The sequence below is a fragment of the Cytobacillus depressus genome, assembly GCF_008923245.1.
GTDB classification, from domain to species: Bacteria; Bacillota; Bacilli; order Bacillales; family Cytobacillaceae; genus Cytobacillus; species Cytobacillus depressus.
In genome coordinates this window covers 22,967-42,479 of the sequence record NZ_WBOS01000026.1, presented here as the reverse complement: position 1 = coordinate 42,479, position 19,513 = coordinate 22,967, and the positions used below count along the sequence as shown (strand labels likewise).

The 19,513-nt window shown below is 36.4% G+C and carries 17 protein-coding genes and 2 pseudogenes; 13 read left to right on the top strand and 6 right to left on the bottom strand.

The annotated features are described in order from the left end of the window. Positions 1 to 171: 171 nt before the first annotated feature. The gene (locus tag F7731_RS24820; protein WP_151537463.1) at positions 172 to 1,011 is read right to left on the bottom strand and encodes a tyrosine-type recombinase/integrase; all 840 of its coding nucleotides are present in this window, start codon (positions 1,009 to 1,011) and stop codon (positions 172 to 174) included. A 527-nt stretch (positions 1,012 to 1,538) separates the two neighbouring features. Between F7731_RS24820 and F7731_RS24815 the strand changes: the two genes are divergently transcribed. Together F7731_RS24815 and F7731_RS24810 are read left to right on the top strand one after the other, a co-directional pair. Next, positions 1,539 to 2,582 (top strand): serine hydrolase domain-containing protein, encoded by a 1,044-nt coding sequence (locus tag F7731_RS24815; RefSeq protein ID WP_151537462.1) that lies wholly within the window; start codon positions 1,539 to 1,541, stop codon positions 2,580 to 2,582. 333 nt (positions 2,583 to 2,915) lie between these two features. After that, positions 2,916 to 3,413, top strand: coding sequence for a DinB family protein (locus tag F7731_RS24810; RefSeq protein WP_151537461.1), 498 nt, complete (start codon positions 2,916 to 2,918; stop codon positions 3,411 to 3,413). Positions 3,414 to 3,777: 364 nt separating this feature from the next. Here F7731_RS24810 and mleCBF read toward each other — a convergent pair whose 3' ends face one another. Together mleCBF and F7731_RS24800 are read right to left on the bottom strand one after the other, a co-directional pair. Continuing rightward, positions 3,778 to 4,617: a CBF family alpha/beta fold macrolide esterase gene (gene mleCBF / locus F7731_RS24805; protein ID WP_151537460.1), complete on the bottom strand. Its 840-nt coding sequence runs from the start codon at positions 4,615 to 4,617 to the stop codon at positions 3,778 to 3,780. Between the two features lie 496 nt (positions 4,618 to 5,113). Further along, a complete protein-coding gene (locus F7731_RS24800; protein ID WP_151537459.1) occupies positions 5,114 to 5,302 on the bottom strand; it encodes a hypothetical protein in 189 nt (62 codons plus the stop codon). A 311-nt stretch (positions 5,303 to 5,613) separates the two neighbouring features. Here F7731_RS24800 and F7731_RS24795 point away from each other — a divergent pair, with 311 nt between their 5' ends. After that, the gene (locus F7731_RS24795; protein ID WP_246197440.1) at positions 5,614 to 6,690 is read left to right on the top strand and encodes an FAD-dependent monooxygenase; all 1,077 of its coding nucleotides are present in this window, start codon (positions 5,614 to 5,616) and stop codon (positions 6,688 to 6,690) included. Positions 6,691 to 7,111: 421 nt separating this feature from the next. Here F7731_RS24795 and F7731_RS24790 read toward each other — a convergent pair whose 3' ends face one another. Next, positions 7,112 to 7,675 (bottom strand): hypothetical protein, encoded by a 564-nt coding sequence (locus tag F7731_RS24790; RefSeq protein ID WP_151537458.1) that lies wholly within the window; start codon positions 7,673 to 7,675, stop codon positions 7,112 to 7,114. A gap of 510 nt (positions 7,676 to 8,185) precedes the next feature. Then, a complete protein-coding gene (locus F7731_RS24785) occupies positions 8,186 to 9,661 on the bottom strand; it encodes a hypothetical protein (RefSeq protein ID WP_151537457.1) in 1,476 nt (491 codons plus the stop codon). A gap of 199 nt (positions 9,662 to 9,860) precedes the next feature. On the opposite strand from F7731_RS24785, the gene F7731_RS24780 reads away from it, so the two are divergent. From F7731_RS24780 to F7731_RS27000, 6 genes and pseudogenes are all read left to right on the top strand, one after another. Beyond that, positions 9,861 to 10,103, top strand: a complete 243-nt coding sequence (locus tag F7731_RS24780) for a hypothetical protein (protein WP_151537456.1) — start codon at positions 9,861 to 9,863, stop codon at positions 10,101 to 10,103. A gap of 289 nt (positions 10,104 to 10,392) precedes the next feature. Continuing rightward, positions 10,393 to 11,223: a CPBP family intramembrane glutamic endopeptidase gene (locus F7731_RS24775; protein ID WP_151537455.1), complete on the top strand. Its 831-nt coding sequence runs from the start codon at positions 10,393 to 10,395 to the stop codon at positions 11,221 to 11,223. 558 nt (positions 11,224 to 11,781) lie between these two features. Then, positions 11,782 to 12,255 carry a MerR family transcriptional regulator gene (locus F7731_RS24770; RefSeq protein WP_151537454.1) on the top strand — a complete coding sequence of 158 codons (474 nt, stop codon included), beginning with the start codon at positions 11,782 to 11,784 and terminating at the stop codon, positions 12,253 to 12,255. Then, positions 12,236 to 12,646, top strand: a complete 411-nt coding sequence (locus F7731_RS24765; RefSeq protein ID WP_212031246.1) for a hypothetical protein — start codon at positions 12,236 to 12,238, stop codon at positions 12,644 to 12,646. The genes F7731_RS24770 and F7731_RS24765 overlap by 20 nt, the downstream gene beginning before the upstream one ends. Before the next feature lie 479 nt (positions 12,647 to 13,125). Beyond that, positions 13,126 to 14,091 carry an ornithine cyclodeaminase family protein gene (locus F7731_RS24760; protein WP_151537453.1) on the top strand — a complete coding sequence of 322 codons (966 nt, stop codon included), beginning with the start codon at positions 13,126 to 13,128 and terminating at the stop codon, positions 14,089 to 14,091. Between the two features lie 623 nt (positions 14,092 to 14,714). After that, a pseudogene (locus F7731_RS27000) lies at positions 14,715 to 14,861 on the top strand (VOC family protein); the annotation flags it as partial. Between the two features lie 52 nt (positions 14,862 to 14,913). Here F7731_RS27000 and F7731_RS24745 read toward each other — a convergent pair. Continuing rightward, complete coding sequence (locus tag F7731_RS24745; protein ID WP_151537452.1) at positions 14,914 to 15,117, bottom strand: hypothetical protein; 204 nt, start codon at positions 15,115 to 15,117, stop codon at positions 14,914 to 14,916. 350 nt (positions 15,118 to 15,467) lie between these two features. Between F7731_RS24745 and F7731_RS27140 the strand changes: the two genes are divergently transcribed. The 4 genes and pseudogenes from F7731_RS27140 (at position 15,468) to F7731_RS24725 (ending at position 19,426) form a co-directional block, all read left to right on the top strand. After that, positions 15,468 to 15,599, top strand: coding sequence for a hypothetical protein (locus tag F7731_RS27140; protein WP_281352607.1), 132 nt, complete (start codon positions 15,468 to 15,470; stop codon positions 15,597 to 15,599). A 258-nt stretch (positions 15,600 to 15,857) separates the two neighbouring features. Further along, a pseudogene (locus tag F7731_RS24735) lies at positions 15,858 to 16,233 on the top strand (RtcB family protein); the annotation flags it as partial. Positions 16,234 to 16,445: 212 nt separating this feature from the next. Then, positions 16,446 to 17,960, top strand: a complete 1,515-nt coding sequence (locus F7731_RS24730; protein ID WP_151537451.1) for an amidohydrolase family protein — start codon at positions 16,446 to 16,448, stop codon at positions 17,958 to 17,960. Then, complete coding sequence (locus tag F7731_RS24725; RefSeq protein ID WP_151537450.1) at positions 17,957 to 19,426, top strand: amidohydrolase family protein; 1,470 nt, start codon at positions 17,957 to 17,959, stop codon at positions 19,424 to 19,426. The genes F7731_RS24730 and F7731_RS24725 overlap by 4 nt, the downstream gene beginning before the upstream one ends. Positions 19,427 to 19,513: the final 87 nt, after the last annotated feature.

Sequence of the window (19,513 nt, the reverse complement as noted above, 5' to 3'; positions counted from 1 at the left end):
AAGAAGAACATCGGAAAGCCGTATGAGGGAAAACTTCACGTACGGTTTGATGAGGGGAAACTGAAAGTAAAAGAGATAGCGTAAGCTATCCCTATGAAATCAGTTTTCTACTCTACTAACGGGGGCGATAACGAAAAGGCAGCGGAGTATCCGTTGCCTATTGCCATCCTATTAAAAATATTTTCTGTAAAATTCTCTTCTAACGCTTCCACTTAGCTGAGCATAAATCCTAGTGGTCTCGCTTTTTTCGTGTCCCAGTAAACTTTGAACAACATCAATAGGAGCTCCGTTGTTCAATAGGTGTGTCGCATAGCTGTGGCGCAGTTGATGTGGATGAATTTCTTTGTTGATCCCTGCTCGACTTGATATTCGTTTTATGATATATCTCATTTGTCCAATACTCATTCTATGTGGGTGTCGTTCAGTAACAAAAATAGCTGGGTCTCTATCCTGACGAAGATCCAAGTATCGTTTGAGCCAGATTTCACACCGTATATTAAAGTAGACCTCTCTTTCCTTATCACCTTTCCCAAGCACAATGGCGGAACGATTTGACCAATTAATACAATTTTTATCAAGAGAAACAATTTCCCCTATTCTACAACCTGTTGAAAACATAAATTCTAATAACGACTTTTCCATTGGCGTAATACATGCTTCCCTCAAGTGTTCTATTTCTCTCTCTGTTAAAAATTTTGGAATCCGTTTTCCTTGTTTAGGTTCTTTGATTTTCGCAGCGGGATTCTTCGGTATATGCCCTTCTTCGTGTGACCAACGAAATATCGATTTAATAAAACGAATTCGATGAGCCAAACTTGATGGCTTGAGGTGTTCACTGGATTTTGCCAAGTATTCTTTAAGCCGATCAGTAGTCAATGATTCAATATTCACATCGTCAAAGTATTGGATAAGTAGCTTAGATTGGAGCTTATATTCTTTTAATGTCTGAGGGGAGAATCCTTCGATCTTTTTATCCGATTCATATAATTCCGAGGTTCTTGATACTAACAAAAAAATCTCCTCCTTTTCGTATTGGAGGAATTATTGCCTTGATTGTAGAAATGGAGACGTAAGGTATTGAACTATCTGGCAGGTTTGTCAAATATGCTATTAGATGAACTTATTAATAATCGCGAGGAGGAGAACTATGAAATCATTTCCAAAAAGTTTTGTTTAAGCTTCTTTAATGCTCTTCACCCTTGAGTTATCTTCACTGATTTATTTTCTTATTGGTAGCCAGGGAAATCAAGACTCTAAATTACTTCTTTTGCTAATAATAATTATTCTAATACTTCAAAACGTCCTATTTACATATATAATCATAAAGCTAATCTCAAATTATAAAAGTTCTTGTTAAACTACCGGGTGCAAGAGTTGCAGATCAAGCTGTCATCTTTACAGCTTTTTTTATTGCACTAAAGGGCAGTTTAGTTGAAGATCGATGTTTAACTTGTGTTCAACAATCGGGCCATTTAATGGAACAATGGTATTAGTCAAAATCGTTATTATAATGAATAACATGGGGGGAGGTTAGCCATATGGAAATTCAAAAACAAAAATTCCAAAAAATTTTCGGAAACGTTACAAAGAAAAAGCAAATACATGAATCTGTTCTTCTCGTAGAAAACTCCAATGGAGATGTTTCATACAGTTTTGGGTACGGGGGTAAGAATGTAGATACGCCATTCTTTATTGCAAGTATCACAAAGCTGTTCACTACCACTTGTATTTTTATTTTGAGAGAGCAGGGAAAACTGTCACTGGATGATGAAATAGCAAGATATTTAAAAAAAGACACATTAAGGAACCTTCACGTTTACAAAGGTCGAGAGTATTCTAATAGACTTACACTCTCGAACTTATTGTTTCATACAAGTGGATTGAGGGATGTAATTGAGGAGGGTAGTAATAAGTCGAAAAAACGTGCTATTTATAAGGATGTGCAAATTGATTTTAATGAAACCATAATAAAGACGAAGGAAATAAAACCACACTTTGCACCAGGTATGGGGAAAAGAGCTCATTACGCAAATATAAACTTTGAAATCCTCGGAAAAATAATTGAAATAGTTACTAATTCAACATTGGAAGATGTGTATAGACAATTAATTTTTGATCCTTTAGAACTCAAAAATACTTATCTCCCGAAAGATGAGGATGATTTTATCCCGTATGTTTATTATAAGAACACTGCCTTTTACCGTCCAAAATTACTTAGGAGCATTCGCGCAAGTGGTGGTTGTGTTTCTACGGCTCGTGAATTAATGGTATTTATCAAGACTTTCTTTAAAGGAAAGTTATTTAAAAATACTGTTTTTCATGAACTAAAAGTAAATAACAGGTTGCAGGCTTCTATGCTTCCAATTCATTACGGTGCTGGATATATGAGAGTTCCACTAAATGGTCTTGCAACTCTTTTTATGGGAAAAGGTGAGTTAATTGGTCATTCTGGTTCAACAGGTTCCTTAGCATTTTACTATCCCGAAAAGGATATGTTTTTTATTGGAGATGTCAATCAAATGGAAAACCCAGCAACTCCTGTACGGCTGGTGATGCGACTTGCCATGTCTATGAAATCATGAAGACTAAAGTATCTTCCATTAACGGGCGCTTTTCTTTAATAAGAAAGCGTCTTTTTTCATACACAACACATATTAGGGATTTGAGTTTATTGAGGTGTAAAAAAGATTGAAGTATTGCACTTAAAGTAAAGGGTGCTTTACTTTAATAACAATATTCAACAATCGGGCGCTTTTCTGAAATAAGGAAAGCGTCTTTCTTCATGAAAAGGGCCATTTAATTGAAGATCTCATTAGATAATAATAATATATAAAGGAATAATTCATTCTGATAAAGAATATTAAAAAAGAATAAGTTATTGCTTTTACAATACCCATAAAGGAGGAGAGGATTTTATGGTCAAAAAACTGATCGTCGGCGACGCATCGCATGAACTGGGCACTACGCGCCGCATTCTGGAACGCTTGCCCGAGGAGCATATGACGTGGAAGCCGCACGAAAAATCGATGACGCTCGGCGGGCTGGCCACTCACCTGATCAACCTGCTAAACTGGCAAGTCGCGATTTTTCAGTACCCGGAGTTCGATCTTTCGAACGTGCCACTGAGGCGCGAGCCTTTGGAAAAACGCGCTGACGTTCTGGAGGAGTTCGATGTAAACGTCGGCAAGTTGGAAAAGCTGCTCACCGAATGCGAAGAGAAAGCGCTCGGCGAGGAATGGACTCTGCGCCACGGCGACCATATCATCCTCCGAGAGCCACGGGCGATCGCGCTCCGCACCTTCGGATTAAGCCACATGGTTCATCACCGGGCGCAGCTCGGGGTTTATTTGCGGCTTCTCGATATTCCGGTGCCGGGCATATACGGCCCCTCGGCCGACGAGGAATACCAATGAATTAAGTTTCTAGTCCAATACTCGCCAAAAAGTCGTAGGTCACTGGCATGAACGCCGTTACTCTACTACAAGGGACAAGAATGATTATACTCCTTGATCACTAACAGTTGAGGATTTTTAATTGAATAATACCAGTTAATATCAGCTTTTTGTTTATTCAAGAAAAGGGCGCGTTTGTGAAGTAAAGGAAGCCCAATTTCTCATTTATAACACTGAGAAATTGGGCTCTTAATAGTTGTAAATCCACATATTCCTGATACTACCCGAGATTATTTATCTTTCCATTTTTATTAAATTTAGTGAAATATAGTACAAAAAGGCAGCCGTCTTACGTAACGAGGTACCACTTCCAATTATAATTTTATCACGAACTAAGCTTTACAACTGAATCTATAATTTGATCCCAGTCTTCACTATGAATCTCATGCCCTGATCCATCAAGAGTCACTAATTCAGCATGAGGGATGGTTTTCGCAAGAGCAAGCCCGTGCTCGTATGGCAGTGCTGGATCTTCTGTACCATGAATAATGAGCACAGGTATGCTGATCTCACCCATTCTATCGTAATATACGTCTCCACCTCTCAGCAGAGCATGATTAAATCTGCTCCGTAGGTGTTTGGCGCGATCCGCCTCTCTTTCCGCCAGTTTATTTATTCTTTCCTGCTCATAAGGTTTGGAGCCGGCTAAAGTTTTCCATCCATCCGCAAGATAGGGAATGACCGCATCCCGATTTGACCAATCTATGGAAGCACTCTTTGCATGGTGATCTAGTATGCTTTGATCCATTGGGGGCAGTTTTTCCATTTCGGTCCCGAATACACTTGATGCAATTAACGTAAGCGTAAATACGCGGTCCGGATATCTCAAGGTAAGAATCTGGCCGATCAAACCGCCCAGGGACATTCCAACTATATGTGCCTGATCTATGGAATAAGCATCCAGGACACCGGCCGCATCGTCAGCCATGTCAGTTATTGTATAGTTGGAAGTACCAGGATCATAAATGGTCGATCGTCCCAGATCCCGATGATCGTACCGAATAACAAACCTCCCCTGATCAGCAAGACGGAGACAGAAGTCCTCATCCCACCAGTCTAATGAAGACATCGCTCCCATGATCAAAAGCACAGCAGGGTCCTTAGGGTTTCCAAAACTTTCTGTACATATATCCACTTTATTTATTTTCAGTATCTGTTCACTCATGTTTTTTACCTCCGTATTATTTATTATCTAATCGCCGTTACGAAGTCGCAGATCAATTAACTCTTTAAGGAACATGATTGGCCTGCACCTTTAATTATCGCAGTCGAACCCACTTGATAATCATGACGAGGCCTCCTTTTAATTGTTATTTAAAAAGGGAAACATCCCTATATTTATTACTATAACATAGGGTCATATTCGTTTTTACCAAAAATTACCTTTTCTATTTTATCTATGCTATGCAGCTATTCCTTTTTATTCTGAGTGGAAAAATAAATGTTTAACCGCGAGTACCTATAGCACCGTAGAAACCATTTCGATCTACTTATGTTGATTGAAAAAAAATATCTTAAAACTCAAGTTTGTTATTCAAAGGGCGCAATTCTTGAAGAAGAATTGTGACTTTTTCAGTAATAGGTCCAGATTGTGGAGTAACTCTTTTTTTTACATAGTAGACATAAACTGTGTAGTAAAAAGCCGATTGGAATTTTTCCAATCAGCCCTTGTTCTTTGTAATTTTTCCAGTTTCAGTACCTGCGTTGAAAATAGCTACAACCATTATAAAGAAAAAAAGAATTCGTATTACTTGGTCAGCTGTCCAATGCCCCAAGAAATTCATGAAAACAATGATGACAAATAAAAGAGCAGTAACTATGGTTATAAAAAGGCGCCAGTTTAGAGTCATTTTAATCCCTCCTTACATTTGTAAACTACATTTGATAAAAGGTTAACATAAATAATTGGGATTTTGGACCATTAAATGATTTTATTAACAAATAGTGCGAAAATACGGGGAATTAATTGTATACTTTTATTCGGTAAAAATGGCTAATAAAAACTAATGTGTTATTCAATTAAAGGGCGCTTTCCTGAAATAAGGAAAGCGTCTTTCTTCATGAAAAGGGCCATATTCTTGAATTATTAATGCAAGCATTATATCGAAATTTTTACATATAATCCTATGTTGATATTTGGATTTAGGGAGGAAATAGCAGAATGATTGGAAAACAAATAGAAAAGGATGTCATTGTTGTTGGGGGAGGACCAGCGGGAATGATGCTGGGCTTATTATTGGCTAAGGTTGGTGTTCAAGTAATCGTCTTGGAGAGCCACGATAATTTTGATCGTGAATACCGTGGAGAGGTGCTTCAGCCCCGTTTTATTCAATTGCTTAATCAATTAAAATTACGTGAGTTTATCGAACAATTGCCTCATTCTAAGCTAAAGAAAGGTGCTTTTTATCATTATAATAAAAAGAAAGGTGACATTGATTTTACTTCCATGATTGCAGAAGCACCTTATGCTCTCTGGATTCCTCAGCCTATTTTACTTCAAGCACTATACAAAAAAGCAAAGGAATATCCAACGTTTGATATGATGTTTCATGCCCCAGTAAAAAAACTGTTCGAGAAGGATGGAACAGTGACAGGAGTGGTTGTTGAGCAGGAGAATAAAGAGATGCTTGAAATCCAGGCAAAAATAGTAGTCGGTGCTGATGGACGGTTTTCCACGATTCGTCGTTTAGGTGGTTTTGAATTAGAATATCAACATTATCCTGGGGATTTAATCTGGTTCAGTGTAAAACGGCCTTCTAATTGGGGAGAAGAATTACGATTTAAAATCACAGAGGGACACAGCTATATAACACTGCCGAAATATCCTGATTTACTTCAAGTAGGCATTGCTTTACCACGGGGTGAATGGAAAGAAACAAAGAGTCAAGGAATAGCAAACTTTCGTCAAGAAATTATGGATGCTAACAAAGGATTTCATGAATTTGCTGAATCTTTGGTTGACTTTAAATCATTCGTACCGCTTCAAGCTAAAAATCATATGGTTAAAACGTGGGCAAAGAATGGCTGCTTGCTGATTGGCGATGCTGCTCATTGTTCATCTCCTGTAGGAGCAATAGGAGTTTCTTTAGCAGTAACGACAGCAGTTGTGGCGGCTGATGTTATTTGGGATGCACTACAAAAACGTGATGTCTCGGCTAAAGTTCTCTGTAGAGTTCAGGAAATTCGAAGTGAAGAGATTGAGGAAATTCACCAAATTCAAGAGCGAATGGGAAATTAGTTTTTTACTTCGTCAAAATTTGTAAAAGTGATCCGACCATACATTGTATCTGCTGCTTTCAAAACTCCCCTTTTTTCGATGTTCCAGAAGAAGCTATTTGTCATGAAAAAACCTATAGCCATTAATCCTGAATTTGTATTCGATAAATAACAAGAGAGCGCTTATCTTTCTTTATTGTAATAACGGCTTTTTGTTCCACAATCGGGCGCTTTACTGTAATAAGGTAAGTGCTTTTAGCCATTTAAGGGTCATATACCTGCTTTGAAAGCTGAAAACATTGGTGAATCAAAGGTGTATGGGATCTTTTATAATCCATAAAGTACGAAAAAAGCTCCCCCTTGAATGGCAAGAGGGGTGTACATTTGGGCCTCTTGATTGTGATTTAATGTAAAATAAATTTGTTTAGAGCATCCACTTAGAATTACATTAAAAATCTATCTCTTATAGGTTCTAACTTTTTAAACTTTTTATTATAAGATTGTCTTTTCAATAGTTCTTCTACTAAATGAAGCGCATCATTTTTTCTATTAGCCTTTACATAACTTTCAATAACTTTTACGTATTGATCATCGTAGGGGATTTTCTCTTGCTTAGCTAGTTCAAAAGCCTTGTCAAAGTAATGTGTGGCATTTTCATAATCATTCAGATATAGGTAAGTACCTCCATTTCCAAAGTAAAGCTCTGCGCGTTTAAGATTATTTAGAGTGATTAATTTTAAACCTTCTTCTCTAATTTGAAGAGCTTTTTCATATTCTTTTCTCTCATCAGCATTAAAGGCTTCCCTATGGAAATGTTCAAATTTTATTAATTTCTTCTTAGGACGCTTTAATTTAATGATTAACCAAATTAAGATTAAATCTCTGATTACTGAAAAAACATCATAACCTAGATTAGCAAGATTATATTGCACTAATATTCGATAAATCAAATGAAAAATATCATAAGTGAGAAGAAAGTATAATATATAGAGGATAAATTTTCTCAAGCAATGCCCTACTTTCTAGTATCAAGTGATTCTATTATATTACGTAACCATGTATAGAGTATCTGGTATTTTATTTAAGCTCTAGTAATTATTTCTATAATGAATTTAATGATAACAAGAACGATCTTCAATTAAAGGGCGCAATTCTTGAAAAAGGATTGTGCCTTCTTTATCTATAGGACCTGATTGTTGAGTAACTCACTTTTAATATAAATGGATGATTATGTTAAATTATATAGCGGATATGTGAAGAATTGTACTTAAAGTAACGGGTCAGTTTAGTTGATGAAGGGAGAGGGTTTTTCCTAATAGCGGCGATACCGAAAATTTCAACATTTATATATTCTACTACTCTTTGTATAATTATGAATAGTAAATTAACAAAAAAGTATCAAGACTCATAAGTAATGCATAAACATGATTTTATTGGGTAAATCAAAAGCGCCCTCCACAATTGCGGAGAGCGCTTTGTTATTGAAAATGTGCCGAAGAAGAAGTCTCGAATCGATTTTAATACTTCACTTGAATAAATTCGCCTTTTTTATATTCCGAGGTTCCTTCATCCTCTACGGTTACCCAAACGCGATCCGCTCGGAAATGATGATCGCGTTCTAGCACACCTGTAAATGTTTTTCCATTCGCCAATTCGAAAACAAAACGTGCTCTCGAATCCACTGTTTTAAAAGCATACCCTTTCACTACATACCCTTCAGGACTGACTTCAATCGCAATTTTTCCGAAGCTTGTTCCTAAAGGGTATAGAACAAATTCAGTCGCATCACTATGGCTGTATTCACTTACGCTTTTTATATAATCATAGAAATCGTTCGCATCAATCGATAACAGTTTCTTATAATCACCTATTCTATGCTTAGTGAACTTCAATCGATCAAAATGATTATTGGGACGTGTGGGTAAACCATTATTTGTGGAAAAATCATAATCTTCCTCGATTAAATTTACTACTTGCTCTTTTATATCCGCTTCGTTCCCTATTTCAATAAAGACTTCTTTTTCTTCTTTTTCGATAACGGATTCCTTTTGTTTTATAACAATATTTGCATTCTTGTTATTTTCCGACTCAATGGTTTGGCCATCTGAAGCCATCTTTTGTCCCGAATCCGTTAGATTTATTAGGGCAGCATTCTTTATATGGTAGTCCGAATCAAATTTATAGGGACCGCAGCTTTTACTTTCACAATCATTAATTGTGTAATTGAATACCACTCGAATATGCTTTCCGCCCAACTCCGACTTGTTGTACTTTACATTTGAAACTTCAATGCCTTCAGGGGAAAGTTCTTCTAAATACTCCGAGCTTTGTTCCAAAAATCCTTCTTTCTCTTCACGGGATAAAGCTGCATAATCATTCGGCTTGATAAGCAAATTCAATATCATCACAATCGCAAATAAAGCTCCTAGAACAGCAGTAGTTACTTTGGTTAATTTCCTATTCTTCAAACTGATAATAAATGCTGTTGCTAATACTGTGAATAAGAAGGTGAAAAAGTAAAAAAGATAAAACTCCGATTCTAGATGCCCTTTTGTAAACAAAATCTCCCTGTCATCGGCATAGATCGTTCTGAAAACCAAAATACCGATACTAGCAAATAGAAAGGCAAAGCTAATATATTTAAATTTTATATTTTCATTCACAACGGAAAGATCTTGTTGATTTTCGGCCTTTTTACTTTTTACCGCTTTTTTCTTAATCAAAAGAACCGTTAAAATAACATTTACAAATAAAAAATAAATAGCTGCCGCTGTGACTTTTATGTACGCGGAATTCTCTGAACCAGAATTTAAAGTTACATTCAATGAAGATACAAACCAAAGTAAGAAAACGGTTGGTATACTGCATATGAATGCTAAAACATTAAAAAGCAACGTGACATTCTTCCATACTAAAGTCAATTCCTTTTTGGTTAGAAAGGAAATATTTACAGTGTACAGGATAGTTAGTAAAAAAATAGTTATAAAGAACAAAATGTTCCCCCTTTTCTATCATCAATTTATTAAGTTTACCATATTGCAATTCAGCTATTGAAGAATATTAATCATATTGTGCGATCAAAAAATAAAAGAATCTAAATATACAGCTATTGTATATTTCAGGCTCAAGACTAAATAATTATAAAGCGTATAACCGAGTGAGAGAAGAACCTAAATGAAAAGTTAATAGAGTATGAATAAGTTCAGTGTAGTATATCTTTTTGTAATTTGTGATGAGTGCGACTCGAAGTGGAAGCATCCAGATGAAGTAAAAAATTATAAAAAATTCAGGTCGGTCTTTGATACGACAACCGAAGAAACACCGAGTGATGAGGAAGATATATCATTATTCGAATGGGATGTAGAAATTCAACAGTTAACCGATGAGGAGATTCGAGCTAAAGGTTGGAAAAAATATATCGTAGAGAATAAATAAAATTAAACAGGTTTCTTGTTCAACTACCATGAAAGAACGTAATCATCTTTCATTCTCTGTGGCGAAGTGTTGATTCATGGCTGGCTAACGGGCGCGTTAATCCAAGAAGGATTAACGCTTTTTTTATTAGAACTTATAAAGGTAAAGGGCTGATTAGTGGAAGGTTTGGTCAATTTAATATAAAAAATCACAGGTTAGAATTCTTACAAAAAATAAACATTGGCTTAATATAAAATATTAAATCTTAATAGGGTTAAAGTAAGATAAAAATAAAAAGGGAGGAAAAGAAATGGCAATCGAGAAATATCGGCATCCAATTTTGTTCTATGGATTATCAATTGTAGTTCCGTGGATATTGTGGTTTATTGCTGCATATATCAGTCATATAGAACCAAGTAGAAGTCTATATGTTATCTTAGAAAGCATTTTGGGGATTATTGGCTTATCGAGTCCATTGATAATTGCTTGTATTTTAATGCTCTCAGATTCTTACTTACGAAAGGATTTATTGAACAGGTTTTTTAATTTCAATACCATAAAACCATTTTACATTATCGTAACCTGTTTTCTTATGATCACGAGTATTCTTCTTGCACAGGCAATTTCCTTGCTTTTCGGATATAGTACCTCTCAATTTGCACTCTCAGGAAAGTCTTCATTTTCAGCAGGTATTTTTCCAGCTTGGTTTTTGCTCTTTATTGCTCCAATACTAGAAGAATTGGCTTGGCACTCATATGGCACAGACAGCTTACGAAAACGATTTAATCTTTTTACTGTTTCTATGATTTTCGCTATTTTCTGGGCATTTTGGCATTTCCCTCTAGCTTTTATTAAAGATTATTATCAAAGCAATCTAGTCGAAACAGGGGTAATATATTCTATAAATTTTGTGGTTAGTCTCATTCCCTTTGTTCTATTGATGAACTGGTTATACTATAAAACTGGACGAAATATTATTGTTGCAATCGTTTTTCATATTTCAGCGGGGCTTTTCAATGAATTATTTTTAACACACCCAATGAGTAAAGTCATACAAACCATTCTTTTACTTATTTTAACTACAGTAATTGTAATAAAAAATCGGAATTTCTTTTTCAAGTTAGAATATCACGAAAAATGATATAGTTTTGATATTGATCCTTAAAATGAGAAACAACATCTAATACTCTAAAAAGACCGCCTTCTAAAATAGCAGACTTTTTCTAGTTAAAATAAATTATCTACTACATAGTGAAGGACTTTATTTAAAAATATCTGAAGTATGATAGGGTTGATTTTACACTTAGGGATAAAAAGGATTAGATAAAGATGATATTTGCATAATCTGATGAAATAGTATTCCAATTTGTGAAGGATTGTCTCAAAGTAACGGGGGCTTTACTTCAATAACAATATTCAACAATCGGGCGCTTTTCTGAAATAAGGAAAGCGTCTTCCTTCATAAATAGGGCCAGATTATTGAATAACACAGATAGAGAATGATTGAAATTTTATAAAAACCATACTTAAACTAAGTTGAAAAGAATCCATTTTTATCAATCTTTTCTTCGTAAAATGCCGGTTAGTGTAGTATATTTGATCAAATTTTATTTCAAAGCAACATCGTGCGCATACCTATCGAGAAAAAAGTCAAAAAACGACTTGACATTGGAGTCAACTCAAATGTTATTCTGAATTCATGGAAAAACTTTACTCTATACAAGAGGTTTCACGAATACTTGGGATACCCAAGGATACACTTCGGTATTATGACCGGATTAGGATCGTCTCGCCGTCCCGGGATGACAATCGGTATCGTAGGTATTCGAGGGACGACCTCATAGACTTGATGAATATTCAGATCATGCAGCATGCGGACTTTTCTCTTGACGAAATCAGGGGAATACTTGGTTTGCGCAAAATGGAAAATATCGACTTCGCTTACTGTGAAGAGGTTGCTTCGTTCCTCGAAGCTAAGATCGCAGAAACGCGCATGAAGATTAACCATCTGGAAAAGGTCAGTCGGCTGCTCAATATGGCAGCCGAAACGTTAAGGGACTTTAATAACGAAAGCGACCAACGGTTGGCAGATTTCGTCCGCGAGCTTTACAAGGATATCCGGGAGAATGAACCGGGAATTTCTATGGAGGGTTGTGATCATCATCAAGGTTAGGAATTTTTATTATCTGATTGCAGGCGTTCTTGCGATGCTGTTTGCCATCACGCATGCATGGAATGGGCAATTCGCAGTGCTGCCGACGCTCGACATTAGGGCGATGTCCATGGATACTCGGACGGTATTCACGTATGTTTGGCACATTATAACGGCGGAAAATCTAGTCTTCGGCATTGCATTCATTTTCATGTCATTTCAAAGTGAGCGATCGAAGATCCGTTTTGCTGCATGGATGATCGCGGCGATCCTGATCGTCCGACTGATTGTCATTCTTGGGGTAACGGCATTACTTGAAGTTTCAGCTCTTACGGATACGATTATAGATTCGATTGCAATCGTAATCTATGTTGCCTTGATCATATTGGGCACAACTATGAATAAAAAATAAACAGGTGGTTAGCAGCTACAGTAACTGAGATATCTGAATTTTCTTCTAATGCAGACTCGCTCAAAGCTATATAGTAAGCAATCTTTGGCCTTTCTTGATTAAATATGTTTATGATCAAAGTTGTACATTCAAAGTCGTGCTGTTATCGAACATTAGAGCAGTGAAACTAACCAAGGTGGGATATCACAGCCATGGCAGCGATGAGGTCAGGGGTCGTGTCCCTTTGTGCTATTGGGGGCCCTTAGAAAGGGAGCGAACCCTTAGAGCTCGTTATTAATGAATGATACAGATTAACATTTTATGGAGTAATGAAAAAGTCGTTTAAAAAGCTGTGTACCTTCAAGGGATATAGGGTACTGTGTAAGTAAATAGCTATTCAATTAAAGGGCGCATTTATGTAGCAAGAAATGCGCTCTTCTTAATGAATCGGGCCAAATTATAGAATAGTGAAGGGAACCAACAAAGGGAGGATGAGACAAATGACTTTACTATTAAAAAATACGGACATAAAAGGCCTACTTTCCCCACAGGAACTAATTACTGAATTAAAAGACGGTTTTGAAAAATACTCCATAATGAGAAACATTGATGGACAACGTGCAAATTCACCACTCCCGAACGATTATTCAAGTTCAATGATTATTTTTCCTGGTTTGTTAAACGAAATACCCGCATATACCGTGAAAGTTCACGCTAAGTTTCAAAATCAATCACCATCTATTAAAGGAGTAATCCATCTTCATGATTTAAATAATGGTGATTTGCTTTCAATCATGGATTCACCTTATTTAACAGCTGTTCGAACCGGTCTCTCTGGAGCACTTGGTACACATATACTTTCACATTCGAATGCTAGTAGAGTTACAATCATCGGATGTGGAGTCCAAGGAGAGTTGCAATTAAGATCATTAACATATTTTCGTAGCATCTCAAAGGTGTATGCTTTTGATCTAATCCCGGAAAAAGCCCGTTTGTTCGCCAATAAAATGAGTACGGAACTAAATATCCCTGTGTTTGCTTCTGAAAGTTTAGAAGAAGTTACTAAACAAGCAGAGATTATTATTTCTGCAACTTGGTCTGAAGAACCTTTTCTTTTTCCTAAAATGATACAGCCGGGTACACATATAACTACCCTGGGGGCAGATCAACCTGGAAAATGTGAGATCAGCGCCGAACTTATCCAACAATCGGTTTTTATTTGTGATGACATTAATCTTTCTGAAAAAATGGGTGCTATTGGTGGAGCTGGTCTGACAAGAAAGGATGTAGTTCCCTATGAACTAGGAGAAGTTCTTGCCGGATATCGATCTGGACGCACCAGTCCGGAGGAAATAACGGTTTTTGGTTCCGTTGGTTTGGCATTTCAAGATCTTGTTGTTGCATGGAATGTATACCAAAAGGCAATTGAAAAAGGAATAGGAGAAAGCTTTGATTTTAACTTGTAGAAAGTATGGATTTAATTCTTGTTTGGTTTTTATTATTCAACAAACGCGCGCTTTTCTGTAAAAAGGAACAGCGCTCATTTTTATTATAGGGCCATATTGCTGTACAAGCCTGTATAATGGTGTGCAAGTAAATTTTATTTCTTTAAAATTATAATCGGATGATTAGTAAGGATCTAGTTAGCTCATAACACAAACTGTCGCTATCCTTGAATAAAAAGGAAAGGCGTCATTTTTATATGTTGAAATAAGGTATAAAGGTAGCTCTATAAAGGTAGCTTTGTAATTTAAAAGTGAAATGATAGAGGTAAATTAAATATTACTTTGAGATTGTCCGATTGGTTAATTAAATTTACGATGTGGAGCGCTTGTAGCGTGATTATTGAATTATTGATACAAGTATTTTGAGGAACTCCCTCTCTAATGAAGGTTGCTTGGTTGCTATAAATGAACATTTTACACGTTTAAACAATATTTCGATTCAGTTAATGAAGGGATAGTAAGTGTAAAACTTCAGTAGCCGACCATGAGTGGATTACGGGGCAAGTTCTACAGAGGTATAAGGATGAAGAACTCTTCTTAGATAATGGATTGTTCTATTAAATAGCCAGATTTGAAAAATAATTGATATTTACGGTAATAAGCGTTTTTCGCTAACATTCGAAGTAAAAGGATTAAATGCATTAAAAGCATTTAAAGCTATACATAGAGACTTTAAGGAAAACGAAATTAGAGTTGAAGAAATTGAGGACAGAGGACATTCTGGAAGGAATTAATTAGAATGCGAAAAAACTATAGAACAGATTTTATCTGTTCCTCCATTAATCATTCATTTCTTTTATTCTCTTTTAGCCATTTCTTATTTATTTTGTATTGTTTTGAAATTCTTTTAATGATAAAGATACCTGCAATTAGTGCTAATAAGTTTAGTGAATCACCGAAGTTAATAGATAAACTAAAATTGTTATTAATATTTATATCGTTCTTGTTTTTGGTAGTGCTTTGAGAATTCTTTTCCTTGCTATTCAATTTTATACCCCCAATTTGTTTATTACTTCATTCACTTAAATGTATGAACAATTAATGACATGTATGCGGACAAGTATGTAACAATTACACTTAAAGTAAAGGGTACATTAGTAAAAGAAGAAATAAATGATTTTCTAATTGAGATCATATTTAAAGGGCGCTTAAAGGAATAAGGATCTCAGAAATAATCCACCTTTTTTTAAAAGAATGCTTCAATAAAATATATTAATAGCTTATTTTGATCAATCTTTTTTCTTTTTCCTCACTCCATTTTTATAGTATTGTCCTTTGATGTATGATCCTTTAGTTATTGGACAATTTAAAAATAATCACAATTTGGAGGGATATTAGTGAGAAAAGAAGACGAAAAAATATCTGAAGGTTTAAATCAGATATTTGAAATCATTAATGCTAAAGGTGACACAGAAGAGTTAAAAGAAATTGTCCAAACACCTGATGACCAATCAAAAGATAACAAATAACCTTGAGGAACTATTATCCTCTATTTTTAACCCTTTTACTTCAGTAAACCGTATTTACCTCTAAATGTTAGAAGGATCCTACAACGTTAATATTAAAAATCCATTATTAGTTAATGGGTCTCTCAAAAATCAATTCAAAGTAAGAAGCCGTTCCTATCCCAGACGTTGCTATTTCAGGAGCTACTAATTGTACAAATCTTCACCCGACTTTTGCCTTTTCTTGTATGATATCTTGATAGTTTAGTTTTGGTTTAGCTGGACCGCTTCGATACGGTTCACAATTATATTGATACTGTGAACTTAATTTTACGAAAAGGGGCAGTTTCTGCGCAAAAAGGAGAACGGCTCATTATTCCGGTCAACATGAGAGATGGTTCAATTTTGGCAGTGGGTAAAGGTAAAAAGGATTGGGATTTTTCAGCGCCACATGGGGCAGGCCGCGTCTTGAGCCGCACAAAAGCAATGAAAACCTTAAACATGGACGACTTTCATAAAACAATGGAGGGTGTCTGGAATACATCAGTTTCTGAAGAAACACTTGATGAAGCGCCAATGGCCTAAAAAGCCAATGAATGAAATTTTAGAAAAAATCGAAGAAACATCCGAGATTGCCTGTTTTATTAAACCTGTTTAAAACTTCTAAGCGGCCCCTCTGAAATGACACTCCGTTGTTCTTTCATATAAATTTAAACAAAAGGATATTTGAAGTAAATAAGATAGAGTAAAGAAGTAGAAATATTATAAAAAAGAGTAATAATTCCGAAAAAAAAACCTTTGTCCTTTATCTATAATGGAATCTAGCAATGAAAAAGTTCAATAAATATTAGGTAGATTAGGAGGGGAAAAATGATTGATTTGCTGCTAGTTCACGGAACCGTTATTACTATGGATGTGAATAGACGAATTCTTCTAGACGGTGCTATAGCTATTAATGAAGGAAGAATATTAGATATCGGTTTAACGGAAAATCTTACATCAAAATATGAAGCAAAGAAACTGATTGATTGCAGTCATCAGTGTATTTTGCCAGGATTAATCGATGTTCATGGCCATGGCGGCCATTCGATGTTTAAGACTATCGCGATGGAAAATATTGATTTTTGGATGCCGATAATGACGAATACGTATAAGCATTTCGTCACGGATGAATTTTGGTATTATGAAGGAAAACTCTCTGCCCTAGAGCGGTTAAAAGCTGGTATTACCACTGGCGTGTCGGTTTTAGGTTCAATGCCGCGGTCCGATGATCCGATCTTTGCGATCAATCATGCGAAAGCATACGCAGAGGTCGGGATTAGAGAGGTTGTCTGTACGGGACCATGTAATCCACCTTGGCCTCATTTATTCAGCCGCTGGGTTGATGGAAAAAGAGTTACGAAAGAAGTAACGTATGAAGAAGTACTGCAGGAGGCAGAAAAAGTCATTGAAGCATTGAATCATGCCAATGAAGACCGGACTCGTGCTTTTATTACGCCTTTTGTCATTGTTACCTCCATAGAGCCATCGGGTCCGACTTCACCTGCGAAGCTTTATGGATTAACCAATCATGATCTATATCAAGCAAAGAAAATTCGTGAGATTGCGAGGAAGTATAAAACAAGAATCCATTCTGATGCCTTTGGCGGAATGATTCATCTTGCTGTACAGGATCGGGAAAATGCTTTGTTAGGCCCTGACGTGCACCTACAACATTGTAGGGGGATTTCATTCGATGAGGCAAGAATTTTGGCAGAGACAGGTACGAATGTAAGTGCCTCTCCAGGTATAACACAGGCTAGTGCGCGAACTCCAATACCTGAGTTAATTGAATTGGGAGCAACCGTTGCTATTTCGACGGATGGAACTTCTCCTTGTACAAGCTTTGATATGTTTCAAGCGATGAGAAAAACACAATTTGTTCACCAAGCGGCACTACGGGATGAATATTATTTACCGCCGGGTAAATTATTGGAAATGGTAACGATTGATGCGGCGAAATGCATTGGCTGGGATGATGAACTAGGTTCACTAGAAATTGGTAAAAAAGCAGACGTGATAACCGTTAATCTTAATCAGCCGCACTTAACCCCGGAATTTATGCATATCCATCGCTTGGTCTATCAAGCCGTTGCTAATGATGTTGATCATGTGATTGTCGATGGGAAGGTTATCATGGAAGGTCGAAAAGTTGATACTGTCAATGAATCCACTGTGTTATTTGAAGCTAATGAAGAGGCTAATGCAACAATCAAGCGCGCCGGACTCGAAAAATATATGCAGCCAACTAAGTATTTCTGGGGTCATGCCCGGAGCTATGTAGATGAAAAGCGTTATAACGAAGAAGATTACAGCATTACTAGATTGAAAGGAGAATTGAGATGATAACAAAGCTTAATGGAAGATATGTAATTGGTTTTGACGGGAATGATCACGTCATTTTAGAAAATGCAGAGGTTGTATATGAAAATGATACAATTATTTATGTGGGAAAAAATTACACTGGAGCAGTGAATGAAGTAATTGATGCAGGAAATGCCCTCATTAGTCCAGGATTCATCGATTTAAATGCATTGGGTGACATTGACCATGATATTTTACATTTAGAAGCAAGTACAAATAGACAGAAAAACCTGCTCTGGTCAGAGCGTTATGTTGAAAAGGGACATCATGAAGTCATGACAGCGGAAGAAGAAGCATTTAAATCTCTCTATGCCTATTCGCAATTGATTCTTCATGGTATTACCACCGCGATGCCGATTACCTCTGTATTTTATAAGAAATGGGCGGAAACATATGAGGAGCTGGCCGCAGCTGCTAATCATGCAGGAAAATTAGGATTAAGAATCTATTTAGGACCAAGTTATCAATCCGGAATTCGAGTGGTGGAACCTGATGGAACCATCAAGCTTTACTGGGATGAAGAAGCAGGGAGATCAGGACTCGAGCGAGCGGTAAAATTCGTTGAAGAATTTGATGGTGCCTATGATGGATTGGTTAAAGGGATGCTTGCACCAGAACGGATTGAATGTCAAACAGAAGAAAGCCTAAAACAGACGAAATATTATAGTGACAAATTAGATGTTCCAATCAAACTCCATGCAGCACAAGGAAGCTTTGAATACCACACAATTGTCGAAAAACACGGCATGACCCCAATTCGTTATTTGTATGATCTTGGTTTTTTAGGTCCAAAAACCGGAATTCCACATGCTCACTTTATTGCAGGCTACAGTGAAGCAAAGACCGGAGAGGGCGATGATATAGCTCTGCTTAAAGAGACCAATACAACGGTCATCCATTGTCCATTAATTATTGGAAGGCATGCTTCTGCATTGGAATCATTTGCAAAATATAAAAGGGCAGGCATCAATTTAGCACTAGGTACTGATACATTTCCTCCAGATATGTTTCAGAACATTCGAACAGGCAGCATGTTTTCACGCATAATTGAAAAGGATGTGGAAGATTCTACCTATGCGGATTTATTTCGCTCGGTAACTCTTGGCGGTGCTAACTTTCTTGGAAGGGATGATCTAGGCAGACTTTCCGTTGGAGCAAAAGCGGATATTATCGCAATTGACTTAGATGGTTTCCATATGGGAGTAATCGATGATCCGATTCGAACAATGATTGCCAGTGGGTCGGGAAGAGACGTGAAATTATCGATTATTAACGGAAAGGTAGTCATGAAAGACCGTAAAATTCCTAATCTTGATTTAGAAGAAATCAAAATCAAGGGCCAAAAATATTTTAATAAAATGAGAAAAGGATATTTGGAAAGAGATTACAAGCAGCTTCCTGAAAATGAATTGCTTCCACCATCCTTTAAAATAGTGGATTCCATCTAAACTTAAAAAGAAGTAAAGATATTGAAAAATAAAGTAAATATTTTTGAATAAAGTAATCTGAATATTTCTTATAATTAGACAAGAGAT